Genomic DNA, 22,042 nt, shown 5'->3' with positions numbered 1-22,042 from the left:
CTCCGGGCGTCGGCACGTTCACGCACGTCGTACTTTTGCGCTCGATTGCTGTAAAGTTTCGCCCATGACGCGTCGTCTTGCCGAAGTCGCCCGCCAGGTCGGGGTCAGTGAAGCCACGGTCAGCCGGGTGCTCAACGGCCGGTCCGGGGTGTCCGCCGGCACCCGGGCCGCCGTGCTCACCGCGCTCGACGTGATGGGGTACGAGCGGCCCACCCAGCTGCGGGGCGAACGGGCCCGCCTGGTCGGGCTGGTGCTGCCGGAACTGCAGAACCCGATCTTCCCGGCACTGGCCGAGATCATGGGCAACGCCCTCGCCCAGCAGGGGTTCACGCCGGTGCTCTGCACGCGGACGGCGGGCGGGGTCTCCGAAGCGGAGTACGTCGAACTGCTTCTCCAGCAGCAGGTGTCGGGCGTGGTCTTCGCCGGCGGGCTGTACGCGCAGGCGGACGCGGTCCACTCGCACTACCACCACCTCGTCGAACGGCGGCTGCCGACGGTGCTGATCAACGCCGCCGTCGACCACCTCGGGCTGCCGCAGGTCTCGTGCGACGACGCGGTGGCCGTCGAGCAGGTCGTCGGGCACCTGAGCTCGCTCGGACACGAGAAGATCGGCCTGGTCCTGGGCCCGTCGGACCACGTGCCGTCGCGCCGCAAGCTCGAGGCGTTCCAGGCGTACGCCGCGAAGCTGGGCCTGCCGGTGCTGGACGAGCTGGTCGAGCACGGGATGTTCTCGATCGAAGGCGGCCACGCGGCGGCGGCCCGCCTGTACCCGCGCGGCGCGACGGCCGTGCTGTGCGCGAGCGACCTGCTGGCCCTCGGCGCGATCCGCGCGGCCCGGCGGCAGGGCCTGTCGGTGCCGGGCGACATCTCGGTCGTCGGCTACGACGACTCGGCACTGATGAACTGCACCGACCCGCCGCTGACGACCACCCGCCAGCCGATCGAGGCCATGGGTCGCGCGGTGGTGGAACTGCTGGTCAAGCGCATCAACGGCGGCGAAGTGGCGGCGGAGGAGCTGCTGTTCGCCCCGGAGCTGGTGGTCCGCGGCTCGACGGCCCGCCGCACCGCCTGACCCCGCCGGCCAGCGCGGCGGAGGCTGTCCGTAAGTTGCAAAATCTCGTCGGGTTATTGCGGCCTTCCGGTCTTCCACTTTAGAGTGACCGCAATCACGTGACAGCCGTCGCGACCCCGAGAAGAGGCTTGAGATGAGCAGTCCCTGGTCCAGAACCGCCGCCCGCCGGACGTTGTGCCTGCTCGCCGCAGGCGGCCTCGCGCTCACCGCGGCCGCCTGCGCGGACGGCGAAAACGGCCAGGCCGGCGGCAAGGTCAAGATCACCGTCACCGGCCAGCCGCCGACCAGCCAGCCGTTCGAGCGCAGCGTGTTCGACGCCGACGTCCAGGAGTTCGAGGCGTCCCACCCGAACATCGACGTCGAGCCGCACGAAGGCTTCATGGACCCGAAGACGTTCTCCGCCAAGCTCGCCGGCGGGCAGCTCGAAGACGTCTACTACGTCTACTTCACCGACCCGGCGCAGATCATCGCCCGCCACCAGGCCGCCGACATCACCGAAGCCGTGAAGAGCGTCCCGCACGTCAACGCCCTCAAGCCCGAACTGCTCGACACCTTCCGCGACTCCAGCGGCAAGCTCTACGGCCTGCCGACCATGAACTACACGATGGGCCTGCTCTACAGCCGTCCGCTCTTCCAGAAGGCCGGGCTCGACCCGGACAAGCCACCGCAGACCTGGGACGAAGTCCGCGAAGCCGCGAAGAAGATCTCCGCGCTCGGCAACGGCGTCGTCGGGTACGCCGACTACAGCAAGAACAACCAGGGCGGCTGGCACCTCACCGGCTGGCTGTACTCGATGGGCGGCAGCATCGCGCGCAAGGACGGCGACAAGTGGGTTGCCGACTTCGCCAACGACAAAGGCAAGAAGGCCCTCCAGTACCTGCACGACATGCGCTGGACCGACAACTCCATGGGCGCCAAGCAGCTCCTCGAAGCCCAGGACGTGCAGCGCATGATGGGTGCCGGCCAGCTCGGCATGTATATGGCCGCGCCGGACAACGTCCCGGTGCTCGTCAAGCAGTTCAACGGCAAGTACGAGGACTACGGCATCGCCGGCATGCCCGGCGGCCAGGGCACCCTGCTCGGCGGCGAGGGCTACATGATCAACCCGAAGGCGTCGCCGGAGAAGGTCAAGGCCGGCCTCGAGTGGATCCAGTGGAAGTACCTCAACCCGGACCGCTTCGAGAAGCACATCCGGCAGTACGTCGACGGAAAGCAGCCGGTCGGCCTGCCCGCCGAGCCCACACCGGACGTCTGGACCGGCGCCGTCCGCGAGCAGCAGCTGGCCCTGAAGGCCAAGTACGCCAACGTCCCGGCCGCCAACTACAAGTCCTATGTGGACACGACGAGCCGGATCAGGGGCAGCATCGAGCCGCCGAACGCGCAGCAGATCTACGCCGCGCTCGACAGCGTCATGCAGGCCGTGCTCACGGACCGAGGAGCCGATATCGACCAGCAGCTCGACTCCGCCGCGGCGAAGGTCGACAGTGTCCTCGCCCAGGTCAGGTAGCCTGCTCGCCTGGCCCGCGGCGAAACCGTCGCGGGCCGGGCGCCCGGCCGCCACCCGAGAAGGCGCCAGGCTGAAGCGCAAGCTCAAGGAGAACGTCACCGCGTACGGCCTGCTCAGCGCCGCGCTCGTGGTGTTCGCGCTGTTCTCCTGGTACCCGATCGTGCGCGGGGTGCTGCTGAGCTTCCAGCAGGTCGACTTCGTCAACGCGCCGACGTGGGTCGGCTTCGGCAACTTCACGAAGCTGTTCGACGACCCGCTCTTCGGCATCGCCTGGCGCAACACGCTGCTGTTCACCGGGCTCGCGCTGGTCTTCGGCTTCGCCGTCCCGTTCCTCACCGCGGTGCTGCTGAACGAACTCCGCCACGCGAAGGCGTTCTTCCGGCTCGCCGTCTACCTGCCGGTGATGCTGCCGCCGGTCGTGACGGCGCTGATGTGGAAGTGGTTCTACGACCCCGGCCCCGGCCTGTTCAACTCCGCGCTCGGCGCGGTCGGCCTGCCCGGCGGCCAGTGGCTCGACTCCTCCACCACCGCCATGCTGTCCCTGGTCTTCGTCTCGACGTGGGCCAACATGGGCAGCACCACCCTCATCTACCTGGCCGCGCTCGGCACGATCCCCGGCGAGCTGTACGAAGCCGCGGAGCTCGACGGCGCCGGGTTGTGGAAACGCCTGCGGCACGTGACGTTCCCGCAGACGCGGTTCGTCCTGCTGGTGCTCCTGCTGCTCCAGATCGTGGCGACCATGCAGGTGTTCACCGAGCCGTACGTGATGACCGGCGGCGGCCCGGACGACTCGACGGTGACCGTGCTCCTGCTGCTCTACCGCTACGCCTTCGTCTACAACGACTTCGGCTCGGCGAGCGCGATGAGCCTGCTGCTGTTCGTGGCGCTCGGCGTGTTCTCGGCGTGGTACGTCCGGCTGACGCGGAAGGCGGACCGGTCATGAGAACCCTCGTCTCCCCCGGCGCGCTGCGCAGCCCGCGCGGCAAGCTCGTCTACGGGGTGGTTTTCGCGGGCACCCTCGCCATCTTCGTCCTCGCCTTCCTGTTCCCGCTCTACTGGGTCGTCACCGGGGCCATGAAGTCCCCGCAGGAACTGGCGCAGACGCCGGCGACGCTCGTCCCGCACGAGTGGCACCCGGAGACCTTCGCCGACGCCTGGGACCAGCTCAGCCTGGGCAAGTACTTCCTCAACACGCTCGTCGTCGCGGGCGGCGCGTGGCTGGCGCAGCTGGCCATCGACGTCCCGGCCGCGTTCGCCCTGTCGAAGCTGCGCCCGAAGTTCGGCAACGTCGTGCTGGGCCTGATGCTGGCCACCCTGATGCTGCCGGCGACGGCGTTGCTGGTCCCGACGTACGTGACGGTGACGGACCTGCCGCTGCTGCACCTCAACCTGATCAACTCGCCGGCCGCGGTCTGGCTGCCCGCGGCGGCGAACGCGTTCAACATCTACCTGCTCAAGCGGTTCTTCGACCAGATCCCGGACGAGCTGATCGAGGCGGCGCGGCTCGACGGCGCCGGGCCGGTGCGCACGCTCTGGCGGATCATCCTGCCGATCTCGCGGCCGATCCTGGCCGTGGTGTCGATCCTCGCGGTGGTCACCGCGTGGAAGGACTTCATCTGGCCGCTGCTGGTGTTCCCGGACACCGGGAAGCAGACGCTCTCGGTGATGCTGCAGCGGGTGGCGATCGACATGCCGCTCAACGTGCTCGTCGCCGGGATGGTGCTGGCCAGTGTGCCGATGGTGGCGCTGTTCCTGGCCTTCCAGCGGCAGATCCTCGCCGGGCTGACCGCAGGCAGCCTCAAGGGCTGAGTTTTCCACGACGACCAGAAGGGGCACCTACGTGACCGACAAGACCGGCTGGTGGCGGAGCGCGGCGATCTACCAGGTGTACATCCGCAGCTTCGCGGACGGCAACGGCGACGGCGTCGGCGACCTCGCCGGCGTCCGCGCCCGGCTGGACCACCTGGCCGGCCTGGGGATCGACGCGATCTGGTTCACGCCGTGGTACCCGTCGCCGATGGACGACGGCGGCTACGACGTCGCCGACTTCCGCGACATCGAACCGCTCTTCGGCACGCTCGCCGAAGCCGAGGAGCTGATCGCCGAAGCCCACACGCGGAACATCCGGGTGATCATCGACATCGTGCCCAACCACTGCTCCGACGAGCACCGCTGGTTCCAGGCCGCGCTCGAAGCCGGCCCGGGTTCGCCGGAGCGGCAGCGGTTCTGGTTCCGGCCCGGCCGCGGCCCGGACGGCAGCGAGCCGCCGAACAACTGGAAGTCGCGCTTCGGCGGGCCGGCGTGGACCCGTGTCCCGGACGGCGAGTGGTACCTGCACCTCTACAGCTCGCGCCAGCCCGACTTCAACTGGGACAACCCGGAGATCCGCACGGAGTTCGAGGACGTGCTGCGCTTCTGGTTCGACCGCGGCGTGGACGGCTTCCGCATCGACGTCGCCGACGGCCTGGTCAAGGACCCGCGCCTGCCCGACGTCGACGACGGCGACGAGACGCCGTTCTCCGACATGGAGGGCCTGCACGAGATCTACCGCTCGTGGCGCAAGATCGCCGACAGCTACGGCGGCGAGCGCGTGCTGGTCGGCGAGATGTGGCTGCCGGACATGGCGCGGGCCGCGCGGTACCTCCGCCGCGACGAGCTGCACTCGGCGTTCAACTTCGACTTCCTGGTCTGCCCGTGGGACGGCGAGCGCTTCCGGGACGTCATTTCCCGCACGCTGCGCGCACACGACGAGGTCGGCGCCCCGGCGGCGTGGGTGCTGTCGAACCACGACGTCACCCGGCACGTCACCCGCTACGGCCGCGCCGGCGACACGGGTTTCTCGTTCGCGAACCGCCTGCACTCGGCACCGGTGGACCTCGCGGTGGGCACCCGGCGCGCGCGGGCGGCGGCGTTGCTGACGCTGGCCCTGCCCGGCGGGCTGTACGTCTACCAGGGCGAGGAGCTGGGGCTGTGGGAGGTCCTGGACATCCCGGACGAGCTGCGCCAGGACCCGGTGTTCGCCCGCACCCGCGGCACCGACCCGGGCCGGGACGGCTGCCGGGTCCCGATCCCGTGGTCGGGTTCGGCGCCGCCGTTCGGGTTCGGCAGCGGTGGTGCGTGGCTGCCGCAGCCGGCTTCCTGGAGCGAGTACACGGCCGAGGCGGAGGCGGCGGACCCGGCGTCGATGCTGTCGCTGTACCGCACCGGCCTCCGGCTGCGGCGCGAGCTGCCCGCGGCCGAGCTGGAGTGGCTCTCGCTCGGTGAAGGCGTGCTGGCGTTCCGCCGCGGGTTCACCTTCGCGCTGAACTTCTCGGCCGCGCCGGTCCCGCTCCCGCCCGGCGAAATCGTGCTGGCCAGCGGGCCGGTTTCGACCGACCTGCCGACGGACACCGCGGTCTGGCTCCAGTCCTGAATGGACTCAACGGGCTGCCGGAGGTCGCCACCGCGGCGGCCTCCGGCAGCTCGGCCGGGGGACCTTCACCGCTGTCTCGACTTGGTGAGGTTCTCCGGCAGCGATTGTGGCCCGCGCGACCGGGTGGTATACCGAAAAAGGGTTGAGCGGATCTGGGAGGGGTGCGCGATGGCCCGGTATCCCGTCCACCACTCGCTGTTCACGTTCGACATCGAGGATTTCAGCGCACGGTACCGGGACGACCGCGCCCGGCTCGCCGTGCGGTCTGCGGTGTACCGCCTGGTTCGTGACTCCTTCACCACGGCCGATGTCGACTGGGACTCCTGCACGTACCAGGACGGCGGGGACGGCGCCGTGATCATCGTGCCGCCCGACGTGTCCACCGTGCTGTTGCTCGACCCATTGCTGCCCAAGCTGCTCGCCGGCCTCGTCGACCACAACCTCCGGGCACCGCCCGCCGAGCAGATCAGGGTGCGGGTCGCCGTGCACACCGGTGAGCTCACCCGTGACGAGCACGGGATGACCGGACACGACCTGGTGGTGGTCTGCCGCCTGCTGGACGCGGCCGAACTCAGAACCGCCCTCGCCCACGCCGACACCCCGCTGGTGGTCGGGGTGTCCGACCACGTCTACGAAACGATTGTCCGGCACGGATACCGGGGCATCGAGCCGGCGACCTACCACCCGGTCACCGTTCAGGTGAAGAAGTCCCGGTTGCACGGCTGGATCCACGTGCCCGGCTCTCCGGTGCCACCTTCGTTCGGCGCAAACAGCGGTGGGACGCCACCACAGCAGCTGCTGCCGGATCTGCCCGCGTTCGTCGGGCGCGCCGTGGAACACCGGCTGCTCGACAAACTGAGTGTGGAAAGCCGCCTCCTGGTGGTGAGCGGCCCGCCCGGCGTCGGCAAGAGCGCGATCGCCATGCAGTGGGCCCACCAGGTCGTCGACCACTACCCCGACGGCCAGCTGTACGCCCACCTCGGCGGCCCGGCCGGCTCGGTGACGGTGGAGCAGGTGCTGGGGCACTTCCTGCGGGTGCTGGGCGTCCCCGCCTCCCAGGTTCCGGTCGACCGCGCCGAGCAGTCGGCGCTGTTCCGGTCCGTCACCGCGGGCCGGCGGCTGCTGCTGGTGCTCGACGACGTCGAGTCCGCCGACCAGGTACGCGTCCTGCTGCCGTCATCGGCGGTGAGCACGACCGTCGTCACCAGCCGGTCGAGGCTGGGCGGCCTGGTCGCGAACGGGGGCCGGCTGATCGAGATCGCGCCCCTCCCCGAAGAGGACGGGGTGGAACTGCTTGCGCGGGTGGTCGGCGACGGCCGGATCGAACGCGAACGGCAGTCTTCTCGGCAGCTGGCTGCGCTGTGCGCCGGGCTCCCGCTGGCCTTGTGCGTCGCGGCCGCCCGGCTGGTGTCCCATCCCCGGTGGTCGGTGGGAAAGGTGGTCGCCGAGCTGGTCGACGAAGGGCGTCGGCTGGCCGGCTTGTCTCTGGCCGGTGATCTGTCCGTACAGGTGGTGTTCGATATGTCGTACGAAACGTTGTCCGCTCCCGCCGCACGGCTGTACCGGCTGCTCGGCCTCCATCCGGGACCCGATTTCGGCATCGGTCTCGCCGCCGCCGCGGTGGCCGTGCCGACGGCCGAGGCGGAACGTCTCGTCGACGAGATCGTGACCGCGAACCTGCTGGCGGACCCGGCTGCCGACCGGTACCGGATCCACGATCTCATCCGGTTGCACGCCCGCCAGCAGGCGCTGGAGCAGGAGCCGGCGGAACAACGAGAGCTGGCCCTGCGCCGGATGCTCGACTGGTACCTGCGCACCGCCACCGACGCCGGTGCCGTCGTGACACCACATCGCACCGACGTGCGCCGCGATTTCACCTACGTTCCCGTCGAAACCGTGACCTTCGCCGGTCATGCGGACGCACTGGAATGGCTCGACCGGGAACGGGTGAACCTGCTGGCGGCGGCCCGCACAGCGGCGGAGAACGGCTGGCATTCCACCGCGTGGCAACTGGCCGACGCGATGTGGGGCCTGTTCCTGTACCGGACGCACTACTACGACTGGCTGCAGTTCGACCTGCTCGCCGTCCGGGCCACTGAGGAGGACGCCGACCGCGAGGCGGAGGCCGGCGCCAACGATCGGCTGGGCCTGCTGTTCCACGCGTTGCACCGCAACGACGAGGCACTGGTGCACATGGCGAAAGCCGCGGAGATCTGGCGGGAACTCGGTGACGGCCACCGGGTCGCCGGCTCGATGGAACGGTTCGGTTTCGCCTACCTGGACCAGGGCCGGATCGAGCTGGCACTGACCCATTTCGAGCAGGCGCTGGCCGGCTACCGGGAACTGCGGCAGCAACGCAGTGTGGGACTCGCGCTGGTGAGCATCGGGCGCGCGCTGTTCACCGCCGGCCGCGCCGCCGAAGCCGAGTCGCCACTGACCGAAGCCGTCGCGGTGCTGGACGGCTTGGACGTGCCTGATCCGTACAACGCGGCGAGAGCGCGGATCGCGCTGGCCCGCACCGAGATCCGGGGCGGTGCCCGCGAGCGGGCGCTGGAGCGGCTGCGCGTGGCCGTCGCGACGATGCAGGCCGTGAACTCGCCACTGGGCCAAGCGGATGCCGAGTGGGCGTTGGGCGAGCTGTTCGAACACGCGGGTGAGCTGCGGATTGCCAAAGGCCACTACGAGCGCACCGAGGAGATCTACGCCCGGCTCGGCAACCCCGGGGTGGACCGGGTGCGGGAGCACATCCGCCGGCTCTGAGGATCAGGTCCGGAAGACCCGCCGGTAAGTCGGGGGAACGGGCTCGTCAGCCGGATGGGTGACGGGTTCGCCGTCCACCTCGATCCAGGCGTGGAACGAATACGGGTCGACGGTGAAACCGAAACACCAGTCGACCCGGACGCCGAGGAACGCTGCCGTCAGCACCGCGGTGAGCGAAAGCTCCACGCAGGCGACGCGGCCGGGATACCACCGGCTCGCCCGGCGGGCGGCACTGAGCGCGGAGAGGGCGTCCACGGTGCTCGCCTCCGGCTTGGCCCTCTTGAGCCTGGCGACGACGGCGGCCGATCTCCGGAAGGGCAGGCGCAGGAGCAGCAACGCCAGCAGGAACGCGAGTGGGGCGGTGAGTCGCCAGCGCCGGCCCACCGGGGCGTCATCCGCCGGCACAGCCATCAGGACTCCGGCGGCATGACGGCCCGCCGCGTCGGGCAGTTCGACGAGCCCGCGTGCTACCAGCGCGGACACCAGCTCGTCGACGTCCCGGCGGATCCGGTCCGCCGGGACCGCCGGGTAGCGGGCGATCACGGCATCGGCCGCCTTGTCGATGTCGGCGGCGTTCCGCAGCTCCTGGTAGAAGGCGGCTCCGCTGCGGTTGAGCACGAACCAGCGCCCGGTCGCCGAGTCGAGCAGGACGAGGCGGCCCGCGTCGTCCGGCACGGCACGCACACTGGCGGGCACCCTGGCCTTGATCATGGTCGGCCCCCCTCCTCGCGTTCCCGCAGCCACGCTTCCACCGCGAACACCTGGTGGAGTGCGCCCCACGGCGCAGGCATGCCCTGGATTGCGTCCTCGAGGACAACGCGTACCGGCCCGGGCTCGAGGATGCCGTGGTCGGCGGCGACGGATTCGGTCAGCATCCGCCGCAACACCGGAGCCGCCCGGCGGACACCGGCATACACATCGCGCGTGTAGTCCCCCTTGGTCGTGCGGGCCAGCACCGCCGCGGGCACGAGCCCGTCCAGCGCCGCGCGCAGCAGCGGCTTGGGTGTCCTCGGATCCGCACGCCGGCGCGCGGGCAGCGCCAGGCAGGCCCGGACCACCTCGGTGTCCATGAACGGGGCGTGCACGTCGATGCCGAACTCGGCGCCGACCGCCCGGACGGTGCGGAGGGTCAGTGTCTGTTGCCGCAACAGCTCCAGGGTGACCACGTCTCCGGCCTCCAGGGCATCGTCCCCGGGCAGGTGGTCCGCGGTGTCCCGGATGTGGGCGGCGAGAGACCGTCTGGCGGCCGGGGTGAGCCACTGCGCCGAAGGTCGCCGCCAGTAGGCGATCCGGTCCGCCTCCCAGGACTCGGCGCCGAGCGGGCGGCCGGCTGCCACGTCCTTCGCGAGGGAGCGCAGCGCCTGGCGCCGGGTCGTCCGGCTGAGCTTGAGCGCGTGACCGACCAGCGCGAGCGGCGTCCGGCCGCGCAGCCGCGCCCACGCCACGCAGTCGTACCACAAGCGGGTCAGCTCACCGTGACGCGCGAGGTCCGCGAGGTAGGCGGCGGGAGCTTTCAGCACGACGTCGCCCCCTTCGCCCGTGACGTGCGCTTGGGAGCCGAGTTCCGTGGCGCGTGCGAACCGGGCTCTCAACGCCCCGGTCGCCAGCGACGATCCGTGCGGCCGGTCGCCGGTGGGGTGGAGCACCTGGTAGGGCAGGTGCTCGGGCCTCAGTGACACGAGGTGCTGACGGATGCCGCTGCCACTCCGAGCGTGCTGACCTGCGAATTCGACGTCGTCGGTCACCGGGGCCGCGGGGTTGATGTAGGTCAAGGAGTCGAGGTCGCCCAGGTCGCCCGCCGCCAGCAGTGTCAACGATGTCGAGTCCAGGCCACCCGACAGGTCGAAAGTCATCCGATACGGCGACCGGGCGCGGGCTCGTACCGCCGTGGAGAGGGCCGCTCGGAGCCATTCGGCGGATTCCGCCATCGTCATTTCCGGATCAGGGCGCAGAACGGAATGCGGACGCTCGCGTACGCCGGACGGACCAATCGACAAAACGTGCCCGGCAGGCACCCGGCGAATACCGCGGTACATCGACCGCTCGCGTGCCGGTTCTCCCGACTCCGAACAGGCGAGGATCGCGGCCACGGATATTTCGTCCAATGTCCCGCCGGCCAGCCGGGCGAGGTCCGAAGAGCTGGTGCCGAACCAGACGGCGTCCGCCTTCTCCGACACGAAGAGGGGAAACTGGCCGACGGGGTCGGCCAGGAGGACCGCCCCGGATCGAGTGATCAGGACGCTGGAGAAACAGCCCGGCCAGCCGTCCGTTGCACGGACGTCGTTCGTGCGTGACAACGCCTCACAAGCCTGGGCCAGCTGAGAGTCCGACACGAAGCTCTGTCCAATGAGGAACAACGTGCCATCGCGGCAGCCAGCCTCCCGGACAGTGGGTGACAGCGTGCGCGAGACCACGTGCACCAGCCCGGTCGATTCGGTCCAGCAACCGATGAGGTTCACCGATTCACCACGACGGCACGTCACCTGTATTCAGCTTGGGTGCGGGGACTAGTCTTCCTGGTTGTTCCCGTCCTTGGTTCCGCCGGAACTGCCGCGGGTGGTCTTGAAGACGGGACCGAAATCGAATACCGCGGGTGGCTCGTAGCCACTCTCCGACGCTGGGGAAATGTTGTCCGGGTCGACGCTATCGTCGTTCACGAGTGCCCCCTCGATGCGCCATGGCGAACTTCTTCGTCCGGTCACTGTCCGTAGATACTACTGTTGTCCCCGGTGATTTCCAAAGAGTCACCCGGACCGGAAGTCGACTTGTCGGATCGATCGGCTTGAACCAAGCTGTTCACGAACCGCCACTCCCGGAGCCCTGGAGTCAACAGGTCAGTGAGGCCGCCTTCACCAACTCGCCGGACCGTCCCCTACGCTGTGTATCCTTCAAATCGAAGCCAATGAGCCATCAGGAGGCAGAGTGTCGAGCACGGGAGCCACGACCGTGGATGCCCGGTCCTTGCTGTGGACCCCGTCCGATTCGGTCAAGGACGTCAACCGCCGGAAGATCATCCGGGCCGCGATGGCCGATCCCGGGATCACCCAGGTGACCCTGGCCAAGCGCCTCCTGCTGTCACAGGGAACCGTCTCCACGGTGGTCGCGGAACTGCAGCAGGAGGGCATCTTCCGCGTGCACAGCGAGGAGGGTGAGCGCGGCAAACGGGTCCGGCTCGGCACCGTCCGCGGGGTGGCCGTCGGGGTGGAGGTCAACCACGACCGGATCGCGGTCGCGGCCCGCCGGGTGGACACTTCGGCGGTCGAGTACGAATCCGTGTCCTTCCGCGCCGACCAGGGCAGCAGCAGCTGGGTAAGGGAGAGCGCCAACCTCATCAAGGAGCTCACGGTGCAAACCGGGCTCGACATCGACCACATCGTCTCGATCGGCGTGGGCATCCCGGCCGCGGTCGACCCGCGGACCGCCCTGGTCACCCAGGTCGCCGCCTCGCTCGACTGGGACATCACCGGCAGCGTCCAGGAACGATTCCGCGACCACTTCCCCGACGTGCCCGTCATCGTGGACAACGAGGCCAACTACGCGGCCTACGGTGAGCACATGTACGGAGCCGGTCGCGGCACCGGGACCATGCTGTTCGTCAAGGCGTCCGTCGGCCTCGGCGCCGGGTTGATCATCGGCGGGCTCATCTACCGGGGACGGCATGGGTACGGCGGGGAAATCGGTCACCTGACCATGGACCCGGACGGCATTCCGTGCCGGTGCGGCAACCGCGGCTGCCTGGAGACCCTGGTCGGCGGGGCCCGGCTCCTCGAGCAGGTCAGGCAGGCGTACGCGGGATACCGCGCCGATCTGCCGACCAGCGTCGAAGGCATGATCGAACGGGCCAAGGGCGACGACGCCGTGTGCCGGCGGGTGCTCCAGGACGCCGCCCGGACCATCGGCCTGGCCCTCGCCCGCGTGTGCAACCTGATGAACCCCGAGCTGATCGTGCTCGGCGGCGAACTGGGGAGAGCACCGGAACTCCTGCTCGAACCCATGATGGACGGGCTTCGGCTCTACGCCCTCCGCGGCATGGTCGAATCGAAGGACCCGGTGAAGATCGTCGGCTCGGACCTCGGCCTCGCCGCGGGGGCACGGGGAGCGCTCGGCTTCGCACTTATGGCCGACCGCACCGTCGAAACGTGAGCGAGCCTCGCGCGATCGCACCTTGACTTCAATTTGAAGGCAAGTAGAATTTTTGGCAGAGGCTCACAGTAACCGGCGCAGAACTTACGGAATGCTGGCACCGCGGTGCGGGGCGACCACAAGTGGCACCTCGCCGTGGTTCAGCCGGCTGGCTGGCGGCTGAGAGATGGACGGGTGTGCGACTGGGTCGAAGCGCAGTCCACTTCGATTCGATGGTCGGACGTCACGAAAGGTGCCGCGCGATGGAGGTCCTCCCACTTCACCTCATGGCGGCAGCTTCCTCGTCCGGCGGCATCCGCCGCCTCGCGAACCGCTACCTGCCCAAATCCTCCGCCGCGTCCCGCCCACGCCCCGAACCGAAGCGCGGTCGCGACCGGATCAAGCAGCCACCGGCGGCCACGACGGTCACCTCCGGCGTGGTCGCCGAGCCGCGTGCCGACGACCCCTGGAACACGATGGAGTTCGAGCGCACGGTCCTGGTTGCCGTGCACACGATCACCAGCCTGATCCGGCTGGAGGACATCGTCCTCCACCTCGAGAACGATCCCCGCGTGCAACTGGTCTACACCCAGGTGCCCGACCGGTTCGGCGAGGGGGTGGAAACCCGCCTGCGAGAAATGGAGGTCCGCGTCATCCCCTGGGATGAGGCGACCACCGGCCAGACGGTCGACCTCGTCGTCGCGGCGAGCCTGCACCGCCTCGGCGACCTGCCGGCCAAGGCGAGGTTCGCCGCCCCGCACGGTGCCGGCTACAACAAACTCTGGCCCGCGTGGGCGTGGCCCGGGCCGGACGACGACCGGCCGGTGTACGGCCTGGACCGGGCGTCGTTGCTCGATGATGACGACCAGCCGATCGTCGACGCGTTGCTGCTCCCCCATCCGGCCCACCTCACCACCCTTTCCCGGCAGTGTCCCGAAGCGGTGCCGTACGCGGTGGTGGCCGGCGACCCGTGTTACGACCGGCTGCTGGTCTGCCGGGCACAACGGGACCACTATCGTGAGCAGCTCGGCATCCGCGACGCGCAGACCCTCGTGGCCGTCTCGTCGACCTGGGGATCGCGCTCCCTGCTGGCGATGAACCGCGACCTGCCCCTGCGGCTGGCGAGCGAGCTCCCGGCCAACCACCGGGTGATCGCCACGGTGCACCCCGCCGTCTGGGCGGCGCACGGCGCCCGGCAGGTCCGCAACTGGTTCCGCGACGCGCACGCGGCCGGGCTCGACGTGGTCGACACCTACGAGGACTGGCGAGGTCTCCTGGCCGCCGCCGACTTCCTCGTCGCGGACCACGGCTCGCTCTCGGCCTACGCGGCGGGCGCGGAGATTCCGGTTCTGCTGAGCCACTTCGCGGACAGCGAGGTGGACCCGGACTCGATCGTGGCCGAACTGGCCCGGCACAGCCCGCTGGTCGATCCACAGGCCTCGCTGGTCAAGCAGCTCGCCGCCGCGCGGGAAGCACAACCCGCCCAATGGCAGGCCACCCACGACCGGCTGGCCGCCCGGAGAGGGGTGTCGGCCGAGATCGTCCGGGAAACGCTCTACCGCAAGCTGTCCCTGGCCGAGCTGCCCCAGCCGGCCCGGTGGCCGCTGGTGCCGCCGCCGCGGCTCGTGCGGGACAACCGCCGGAGCCCGTGATCCGGTCCGTGGGAGCCGGGCCCGACCGCTATTTCGTGAGCTGCAGGACGTCGATACCGCGGGTGTTGTCCGCGACGTAGACGTACTTGCCGTGCCAGTACGGCGCCCACGCGCTCGCGTCGGCCGGGCGGTAGTAGGCGATCTGCCGCGGGTTCGTCGGGTCGCTGACGTCGAGGAAGCGGGTGCCCTGCGCGTAGAACGACTGCACCAGGATCTTGCCGCGGACGTCGAAGTAGTGCGCGGAGCAGTCGTCCGACGCCGGGTCGCTGCCCTCCTGGCCGTTGACGCTCCACGTGCCGACGCTCTGCAGCCGGAACGGCTGCGCAGGCGTCGAGCGCCAGCCTTCGCCGTGGTACGAGCCCTTCAGCGACGAGATCGTCAGGACGCCGTCGCCCGCGCAGCCGTCGACGAAGTTCTCCTCCGTCGCGTAGATCAGGTCCTGGCCGCGCCAGGCGCCGTCGCCGACGCGGTGGCCGGCCGGGTGGAAGCTGTTGTGCATGAACCGCGAGGGCGCCGCCGTCTCGGCGATGCCGCCGCCGGCGTACGGGATCGGCTCGTGCGCCGTCGCGCGGCGGATCTTGCCGGTCAGCGGGTCGCGGTGCACGCCGTTGGTCCAGTAGCCGCGGACGCCGCCGCGGCCGGACACCCAGGCCACGCCGTCGGCGTCGACCTGCACGTCGTGCACGTAGTCGGTCTTGCCGTCGTTGCGGGCCAGCTCGATCGGCTCCGGGTTCACCTTCGGGTTCCGCGGGTCGCGGATGTCGGTGACCCAGATCGGCCGGCCGCCCCACTCGGCGGGCTGGCCCGCCGCCTTCGACGGGCCGCCGGTCCACAGGTAGCGGCAGCCGTCGACGCAGCTGGTGGTGTGCCCGGCCGGCACCTTCACGTAGCTGAGGATCGACGGCGCCTCGGGCTTCGAGACGTCGACGATGTAGATGCCGGACTCGCCGGTCGCCGTGGTGCCGCCGTACGCGCGCGGGTCGCGGGAGAGGAACACCAGCTTGCGGTCCTGGTCGACCTCGGTGTCCTCGGTCTCCCACAGCCCGGGCAGGCTGACCTGCCCGACCAGCTTCGGCGCGACCGGGTTCTTCAGGTCGTAGACCTTGAGCCCGAACTCGCCGGACACGGCCATGACGTCGCGGTGGCCGTAGCCGAGAAAGCCGATCGAGATGGCGCCGGCGGCGTCGGGCACGTTGCCGACGGCCTTGACGTTCTTGACCGCCCCGGGGTCGCCCGCCGTGCGCGCGACCGGCGTCGCGGGCTTGTCGTCTTCGCCGCAGGCCGCGGCCGGGAGCCCGGTCGCGACCAGCGTGGCGCCGACGGTGACGGCGGCGAAGCACGACCGCAACCAGGTGCGCACGCGAAACCTCCCGGAACGCTCGGAGCGTGACCCACCGAACGGTACGACGGAGATCAACCGGACACAACCGTCTTTCGTTGCCATCTTGCTGGTAGGACTTGCGCATGCGCCTGTTCGTCCTGCTCGCCGCCGTGGCCATCGCCGTCACCGGCTGCTCCGGTGCCGGCCCCGCCCGGCCCGGCGTCCTGTCCGTCGGCATCCGGGAGCCGGCGACGCTGCTGCCCGCCGACCTCTCCGACCAGGCGGGCCGCCTCGTGACGAGCGCGCTGTGGACCCCGCTCGCCGGCTACGACGCGGCGTCCGGCAAGGTCACCCCGCGCGCGGCCGCGGCGATCGAGAGCACCGACCGGGTGCACTGGACAGTCAAGCTGCGGCCGGCGACGTTCCACGACGGCACGCCGGTCACCGCGCAGTCCTATGTGGACACCTGGCGGGTGGTCGCCGCGGCGCGCTGGGTCTCGTCGCCGGTGCTGACGAAGCTCCTGCGTGCCGTCGAGATCAAGGCGACCGCCCCGGACACGATCGCGCTGACCCTCGACCGGCCGTCCGGCCAGGTGCCCGCGCTGCTCTCCGCGCCGGGCCTGGTCCCGCTGCCGGCGTCGGTGCTCGCTTCCCGCGACTGGAACGGCTTCGCGAAGGCGCCGGTCGGCAACGGCCCGTACCGGCTCGACGGCGGCTGGACGCCCGGTTCGGGCGGCACGCTCAAGCGCGTCGGCGCGGGGAAGGCCGCGGAGATCGAGCTGCGGGTCGGCGAGCCGGCCGCCCAGTACGACGCGGTCAAGGCGGGCACGCTCGACCTCGCGACCGAGGTCCCCGGCGAGCGGCACGACGCCATGCACGGCGAATTCGGCGACCGCCACGCGTCCTGGGCCCTGCCCGAGGCGGGCTACCTGGCGTTCCCGGTGACGAACCCGCGGTTCGCCGACGCGACGGTCCGCCACGGCTTCGCCCTCGGCGTCGACCGCGCGGCACTGGAGGCCGGCCCGCTCGCCCACCAGGTCGACCCGGCCAAGGCCATGCTGCCGCCCGCGGTCGCGCCGGGCGAGCGCTCGGGCACCTGCCGCCCGTGCAGCTTCGACGCGGCGGCCGGCAAGGCACTGCTGAAGCAGGCGGCCTTCCCCGGCGGCGCGACCGTCTACTTCGGACCGGGCGCGGAGGCGTGGACACGCGCCCTGGCGGTCGGGCTGCACAAGGCACTGGACGTTTCCGTGACGGCGCAGGCGGCCCCGCGCACCGACCAGCTCGACGGACCGTCCACACTGGACGTCAAGCTGACCACCGGCAGCCCGGACGAGCTGCTGACCCAGCTGGCCACGGCAGCGGGGTACACCGACGGCACCTTCCGCCAGAACCTCGCACTGGCCGACGCGGCGGCAACCCCGGAGGAGGCGGGCGAGCTGTACCGGCTGGCGGAGAACCAGCTGCTGCGCGACCTGCCGGTGGCCCCGCTGTGGTCGGGCCACGGCCACGCGGTCTGGGCACCCCGGGTCCACGACGTCACGGCCACGCCATTCACCGGCCCGGTGCTGGCCGGGATCGGCGTCTCGTGACCTGGGACCCGGCCGGCCCGGCCGAAGTGGCGACCATGTTCTCGCAGGTCACAGTGCCGTGGTGGATCGCGGGCGGCTACGCGGTGGAGTTCGCCGTGGGCCGCGCGTTCCGCGAGCACGCCGACGTCGACGTCCTGTTCCTCCGGCGCGACCAGCGCGCGATCCAGGAGGCGCTGCCGTCGTGGGAGTGGTGGGCGGCGGACCCGCCGGGCACGCTGCGGCCCTGGGCACCCGGCGAGGTCCTGGGCGACGACATCGACGACGTGTGGTGCCGACCGACGGCGACCGCGCCGTGGCGGATCCAGTTCATGCTCGACAAGGCCGAGGGCGACGAGTGGATCTTCCGGCGGAATCCCGCGGTGCGGCGGGAAATCGCGGCGCTGGGCGGGATTTCGGCCGAGGGTGTGCCGTATCTGGCGCCCGAGGTGCAGCTGCTCGCCAAGGCGCACGACACCCGCCCCAAGGACGAGCAGGACTTCGCGGCCGCCCTGCCGGTGCTCGACGCGGCGCAGCGGAGGTGGCTGGCGGAGGCACTGGAGGCGACCTACGGCGCGCACCCCTGGCTCGGCCGCCTCTAGCCGGTGGCGTGCTTCGCGAGCGGCACCACAGCCGCGGCTGGATCGGGCCGCACTTCGCGAGCGGCACCACAGCCGCCGCTAGATCGGGCCGCACTTCGCGAGCGGCACCACAGCCGCCGCTAGACCGTGGCGTGCTTCGCGAGGGTCTCGATGAACGCCGTGGTCAGCGGGTCCGGAGCCGCGCGGGTGTACGCCGTCAACACCCGGCGGACCGGCACGCTCGGCCGCAGCACCCGGCCGTCGAAGCGGGCCGGCAGGACGTTCGCCGGGACCAGTGCCGGGCCGAGACCCGCCGCCGCCAGGATCGGCGCCGCCGCCGTCTGCTCGGTGCGGACCGCCGCGCGGGGCCGGAAGCCCGCCGCCGCGCACGCCGCGTCGACCAGCTCCGCCAGGCCGTTGCCGGGGGCGTAGTGCACCCACGCGCAGCCGGCCAGCGTCGCCAGGTCGACCACGCCGGTGCCGTCGTCCTCGCCGGCGCCGTCGGTGGGCAGCACCACGACGAACTCCTCGACGCCCAGCTCCCGCACCGGCCCCGCCCAGTCGCCGGGCCGCGGGCCGAGGGCGACGTCGGCCTCGCCCGCGGCCATGGCCTCGCGCAGCTCGTCGGCGTGCCGGAACTCGATCAGCCGGACGTCGACGTCGGACCGGTCGCGCCGCCACACGCGCAGCGCGGGCGGCAGCACGCCGAGGCTGACCGAGTACACCGTGGCGACCTGCAGCTCGCCCGCCGTCGTCCCGGACGCGAGCCGGGCCGCGCAGCGGGCGCGTTCGGCGTCGGCCAGCGCCGCCCGCGCGTGCGGCAGCATCGCCCGGCCCATCGGGGTGAGCCGGACGGCTCGGGGCAGCCGCTCCAGCAGCGGCCCGCCGAGGCCGCGCTCGAGGGCCCGCATCTGGTGCGACAACGCCGGCTGCGTCACGTGCAGCTGCTCGGCGGCGCGGGTGAACGAGCCGGTGTCGACCACCGTGACCAGGTACTCGAGCTGCCGCAGGCTTGTCATGAACTCAGCTTATCGACATGGTGACAAGTAAGCCTTGGACTTATGCCATCGGCCGCCGCAGCCTGGGGACATGGAACGCAAGACAGCCCTGGTGGCCGGGGCGAACGGGATCATCGGCCGCACGCTCACCGAGCACCTGCGCACGAGCGGCTGGAACGTCACCGGCCTCTCCCGGCACGGCGACCTCGCCGTCGACCTGCTCGACGCCGCCGGCACGCGCGCGAAGCTCGCCTCGCTGAGCGACGTCACGCACGTCTTCTACGCGGCGTACCAGGACCGCCCGACGTGGGCGGAGCTCGTCCCACCCAACCTGGCGATGCTGACGAACCTCGTCGACGCGGTCGAGGCGGCGGCCCCCGGCCTCGAGCACGTCAGCCTGATGCAGGGCTACAAGGTCTACGGCGCGCACCTGGGCCCGTTCAAGACGCCGGCCCGCGAGACCGACGCCGGGCACATGCCGCCGGAGTTCAACGTCGACCAGCAGCAGTTCCTCGAACGGCGCGCGGGCACCTGGACGTGGTCGGCGATCCGGCCGTCGGTGGTCGGCGGCACCACGCTGGGCAACCCGATGAACCTGGCGCTGGTGATCGCGGTGTACGCGTCGATTTCGCAGGAGCTCGGGCTGCCGCTGCGGTTCCCCGGCAAGCCGGGCGCGTACGACAGCCTGCTGGAGATGACCGACGCCGGCCTCCTGGCGTCGGCGACGGTCTGGGCGACGCGGCACCAGGGCGCGTTCAACATCGCGAACGGCGACCTGTTCCGCTGGCGCGAGCTCTGGCCGAAACTGGCGGCGTACTTCGGCCTCGACGTCGCACCACCGCTGCGGATGTCGCTCGTGGACGTCATGGCGGACAAGGGTCCACTGTGGACGTCAATGGCGGCGGAACACGGGCTGTCGACGTCCTATGCGGACGTTTCGGCGTCGTGGGCCTTCGGCGACTTCGTGTTCGGCTGGGACTACGACATGTTCGCGGACACGTCGAAGTCGCGGCGGGCGGGGTTCCACGAGTACGTCGAGACGGAGCAGATGTTCTACCGGCTGTTCGACGAGTTCCGGAAGGCGCGGGTCATCCCGTGAAAAGGGGTCCGTCGTCGTCCATGCCGGCACAGACCCCCTGACCATGCCGGCATGGACACCCCCTTGACGTCGTTCAGCGTACGGATGGCGGGTGAACGCCCGCTATCCGTTATCCGCCGGATGGTCCGCGGATTCCGGATTGCCGGAACGGCCGGGATCGGCCGTGCGGGACGGCAGCTGCCCGTACGCCTCGCGGTAGTACGCGGCGAACCGGCTCAGGTGCGTGAAGCCCCAGCGCGTCGCGACCTCGGCGACCGTGCCGGACGCGGAGCCGTCCGCGATGCGCAGGAGGTCCTGGTGCACCCGGTCCAGCCGGACCCGCCGCAGGTAGGCCGCCGGAGTGGTGCCGAAGTCGAGGCGGAAGCGGTCCTGCAGGGTCCGCGGGCTGACCCGCGCCGCCGCGGCCATGTCCGCGACCGACACCGGCTCACCCGCGTGTTCCTCGCAGTAGGCCATGGCGCGCCGCACGGCCCGCGGCAGCGCCGGGTGGGCGTAGGCGGGCAGGGCGGCGACGTGGTTGTGCGGCTGGAGGTCGACCAGGCCGTGCACGAGGACCTGCTCGAAGTGCGCGGCGGCCAGCGGCGACCGGGCCGCCAGCGGTGACGCGGCGAACCGGGCGAAGGCTCGCGCGGTGTCGAGCCAGGCGGCCACCGCCGGGTCGCCGTCGGCGAGACCGGGGGCGAACCGCAGGGCGGCGGCGGGCGGTTCGCCGGTCTGCGCGGCGACGGCGTCGTCGACCGCGGCCTGCGGCAGGAACAGGATGAGGGTGTCCGCCCCGGCCGGCAGGGACATGCCCAGCGTCATCCCGGGCCCGGCGACCGAGCACGACGCGGTGACCGCGCGGCCGGCCACCCGGACCGAGCTTTCGCCGGCGAGCGGGATGTGCACGTTGTAGAAGTCGGGCAGCTCCCCGGCCGCGACGTCGACCGGGCGGCCCCACCCCAGCTCGTACAGCGCCAGCCCCTGCCGGTGCAGGCGCCGGAAGCGGGCGGGCGCCGGGTCTCCCCGGCCGACACGCAGGCAGTGCGGCGAGAACTCCCGGGTCACCACCTCGTCCAGCGCATCGACGTCGTGCCCTTCGAACAGCAGGCTGTCCGGCATTTCGGCTCCCCCGAGTGTGGCTAGCCGCGGCCGATGAAGGGCATGGTCGTGGCGGTGACGGTGAGGAACTGGACGTTGGCGTCGAGCGGCAGCCCGGCCATGTACCGCACGGCGTCGGCGACGTGCCGGACGTCGAAGGTCGGCTCGGCGAGAACCCGGCCGTCGGCCTGCGGGATGCCGGCGGCCATCCGTTCGGTCATTTCGGTGGCGGCGTTGCCGATGTCGATCTGCCCGCAGGCGACGTCCCAGGCGCGGCCGTCCAGCGAGATCGACCGCGTCAGCCCGGTGACGGCGTGCTTGGTGGCGGTGTAGGCCACGCTGGCGGGCCGCGGCACGTGCGCGGAGATCGAGCCGTTGTTGACGATCCGGCCGCCGCGCGGGTCCTGGTCCTTCATGAGCAGCACGGCCTGCCGCGCGCAGAGGAACATCCCGGTGAGGTTGACGTCGACGGTCCGCTTCCAGTCGTCGACGGTCAGCTCGGCGATCGTGCCGGTGGCGCCGATCCCGGCGTTGTTGAAGAGCAGGTCGAGCCGCCCCCACCGGTCCCGGACGGCGTGGAAGAGGGCCTCGACGGCGTGTTCGTCGGAGACGTCGGTGGGCACGACCAGCGCGTTGCCGGCCCCGGCGGCCGTCTCGGCGAGGGCGTTCTCGCGCCGCCCGGCGAGCGCGACCTGGTAGCCGTCGTCGAGCAGGGCACGCGCCACGGCCCGCCCGATCCCCGAGCCCGCTCCGGTGACGACCGCCGTTTTCGCCATCCCGCCTCCTAGACTGCGCGCATGGGACTTCGCGAGAGTTTCCGCGCCGGGCTCGCCCGGCAACTCGGCCACCCTAGCGGCCTGCGGGGCCGGATTG

At 71.1% G+C, this 22,042-nt stretch carries 17 protein-coding genes; 11 read left to right on the top strand and 6 right to left on the bottom strand.

What is annotated here, in order from left to right; translation table 11 throughout:
- Positions 1-64 precede the first annotated feature (64 nt).
- The 6 genes from I4Q55_RS43280 to I4Q55_RS43255 all read left to right on the top strand — a co-directional run bounded on the left by I4Q55_RS43280 (position 65) and on the right by I4Q55_RS43255 (position 8,751).
- Complete coding sequence (locus I4Q55_RS43280) at positions 65-1,072, top strand: LacI family DNA-binding transcriptional regulator (RefSeq protein WP_206796494.1); 1,008 nt, start codon at positions 65-67, stop codon at positions 1,070-1,072.
- A gap of 133 nt (positions 1,073-1,205) precedes the next feature.
- Positions 1,206-2,579, top strand: coding sequence for an ABC transporter substrate-binding protein (locus I4Q55_RS43275; protein ID WP_206796493.1), 1,374 nt, complete (start codon positions 1,206-1,208; stop codon positions 2,577-2,579).
- Positions 2,557-3,522 carry a carbohydrate ABC transporter permease gene (locus I4Q55_RS43270; RefSeq protein ID WP_206796491.1) on the top strand — a complete coding sequence of 322 codons (966 nt, stop codon included), beginning with the start codon at positions 2,557-2,559 and terminating at the stop codon, positions 3,520-3,522. Before I4Q55_RS43275 ends, I4Q55_RS43270 begins: the two co-directional genes overlap by 23 nt.
- Positions 3,519-4,388 (top strand): carbohydrate ABC transporter permease, encoded by an 870-nt coding sequence (locus I4Q55_RS43265; RefSeq protein WP_206796490.1) that lies wholly within the window; start codon positions 3,519-3,521, stop codon positions 4,386-4,388. Before I4Q55_RS43270 ends, I4Q55_RS43265 begins: the two co-directional genes overlap by 4 nt.
- Before the next feature lie 31 nt (positions 4,389-4,419).
- Positions 4,420-5,991 (top strand): glycoside hydrolase family 13 protein, encoded by a 1,572-nt coding sequence (locus I4Q55_RS43260; protein ID WP_206796489.1) that lies wholly within the window; start codon positions 4,420-4,422, stop codon positions 5,989-5,991.
- 168 nt (positions 5,992-6,159) lie between these two features.
- A complete protein-coding gene (locus tag I4Q55_RS43255) occupies positions 6,160-8,751 on the top strand; it encodes a tetratricopeptide repeat protein (RefSeq protein ID WP_206796488.1) in 2,592 nt (863 codons plus the stop codon).
- Between the two features lie 3 nt (positions 8,752-8,754).
- On the opposite strand, the gene I4Q55_RS43250 is transcribed toward I4Q55_RS43255, so the two are convergent.
- Together I4Q55_RS43250 and I4Q55_RS43245 are read right to left on the bottom strand one after the other, a co-directional pair.
- A complete protein-coding gene (locus I4Q55_RS43250) occupies positions 8,755-9,462 on the bottom strand; it encodes a lasso peptide biosynthesis B2 protein (protein ID WP_206796487.1) in 708 nt (235 codons plus the stop codon).
- Positions 9,459-11,210 carry a lasso peptide isopeptide bond-forming cyclase gene (locus I4Q55_RS43245; RefSeq protein WP_206796486.1) on the bottom strand — a complete coding sequence of 584 codons (1,752 nt, stop codon included), beginning with the start codon at positions 11,208-11,210 and terminating at the stop codon, positions 9,459-9,461. Before I4Q55_RS43245 ends, I4Q55_RS43250 begins: the two co-directional genes overlap by 4 nt.
- A 463-nt stretch (positions 11,211-11,673) precedes the next feature.
- On the opposite strand from I4Q55_RS43245, the gene I4Q55_RS43240 reads away from it, so the two are divergent.
- Positions 11,674-12,894 carry an ROK family transcriptional regulator gene (locus I4Q55_RS43240; protein ID WP_206796485.1) on the top strand — a complete coding sequence of 407 codons (1,221 nt, stop codon included), beginning with the start codon at positions 11,674-11,676 and terminating at the stop codon, positions 12,892-12,894.
- A gap of 266 nt (positions 12,895-13,160) precedes the next feature.
- Positions 13,161-14,525, top strand: a complete 1,365-nt coding sequence (locus I4Q55_RS43235; protein WP_242547779.1) for a hypothetical protein — start codon at positions 13,161-13,163, stop codon at positions 14,523-14,525.
- A gap of 28 nt (positions 14,526-14,553) precedes the next feature.
- On the opposite strand, the gene I4Q55_RS43230 is transcribed toward I4Q55_RS43235, so the two are convergent.
- Positions 14,554-15,885, bottom strand: a complete 1,332-nt coding sequence (locus tag I4Q55_RS43230) for an LVIVD repeat-containing protein (RefSeq protein WP_206796482.1) — start codon at positions 15,883-15,885, stop codon at positions 14,554-14,556.
- A gap of 104 nt (positions 15,886-15,989) precedes the next feature.
- Between I4Q55_RS43230 and I4Q55_RS43225 the strand changes: the two genes are divergently transcribed.
- Entirely contained in the window at positions 15,990-17,435 is a 1,446-nt protein-coding gene (locus I4Q55_RS43225; protein ID WP_206796481.1) for an ABC transporter substrate-binding protein, read from the top strand.
- Entirely contained in the window at positions 17,432-18,013 is a 582-nt protein-coding gene (locus I4Q55_RS43220) for a nucleotidyltransferase domain-containing protein (protein WP_206796480.1), read from the top strand. Before I4Q55_RS43225 ends, I4Q55_RS43220 begins: the two co-directional genes overlap by 4 nt.
- Positions 18,014-18,132: 119 nt before the next feature.
- Here the strand turns inward: I4Q55_RS43220 and I4Q55_RS43215 are convergent, their stop codons facing one another.
- Entirely contained in the window at positions 18,133-19,011 is an 879-nt protein-coding gene (locus I4Q55_RS43215) for a LysR family transcriptional regulator (protein ID WP_206796479.1), read from the bottom strand.
- Positions 19,012-19,081: 70 nt separating this feature from the next.
- On the opposite strand from I4Q55_RS43215, the gene I4Q55_RS43210 reads away from it, so the two are divergent.
- Positions 19,082-20,089, top strand: coding sequence for an SDR family oxidoreductase (locus I4Q55_RS43210; RefSeq protein WP_206796478.1), 1,008 nt, complete (start codon positions 19,082-19,084; stop codon positions 20,087-20,089).
- Between the two features lie 102 nt (positions 20,090-20,191).
- On the opposite strand, the gene I4Q55_RS43205 is transcribed toward I4Q55_RS43210, so the two are convergent.
- Both I4Q55_RS43205 and I4Q55_RS43200 read right to left on the bottom strand, forming a co-directional pair.
- Positions 20,192-21,190, bottom strand: coding sequence for an AraC family transcriptional regulator (locus tag I4Q55_RS43205; RefSeq protein ID WP_206796477.1), 999 nt, complete (start codon positions 21,188-21,190; stop codon positions 20,192-20,194).
- Positions 21,191-21,210: 20 nt separating this feature from the next.
- Positions 21,211-21,945 carry an SDR family oxidoreductase gene (locus tag I4Q55_RS43200; RefSeq protein ID WP_206796476.1) on the bottom strand — a complete coding sequence of 245 codons (735 nt, stop codon included), beginning with the start codon at positions 21,943-21,945 and terminating at the stop codon, positions 21,211-21,213.
- Positions 21,946-22,042 lie beyond the last annotated feature (97 nt).

Source organism: Amycolatopsis sp. MtRt-6, assembly GCF_017308975.1.
In the GTDB taxonomy this organism is placed as follows: Bacteria; Actinomycetota; Actinomycetes; order Mycobacteriales; family Pseudonocardiaceae; genus Amycolatopsis.
The sequence above is the reverse complement of the archived record's forward strand: the minus strand, read 5'-3'. Positions and strand labels throughout refer to the sequence as shown.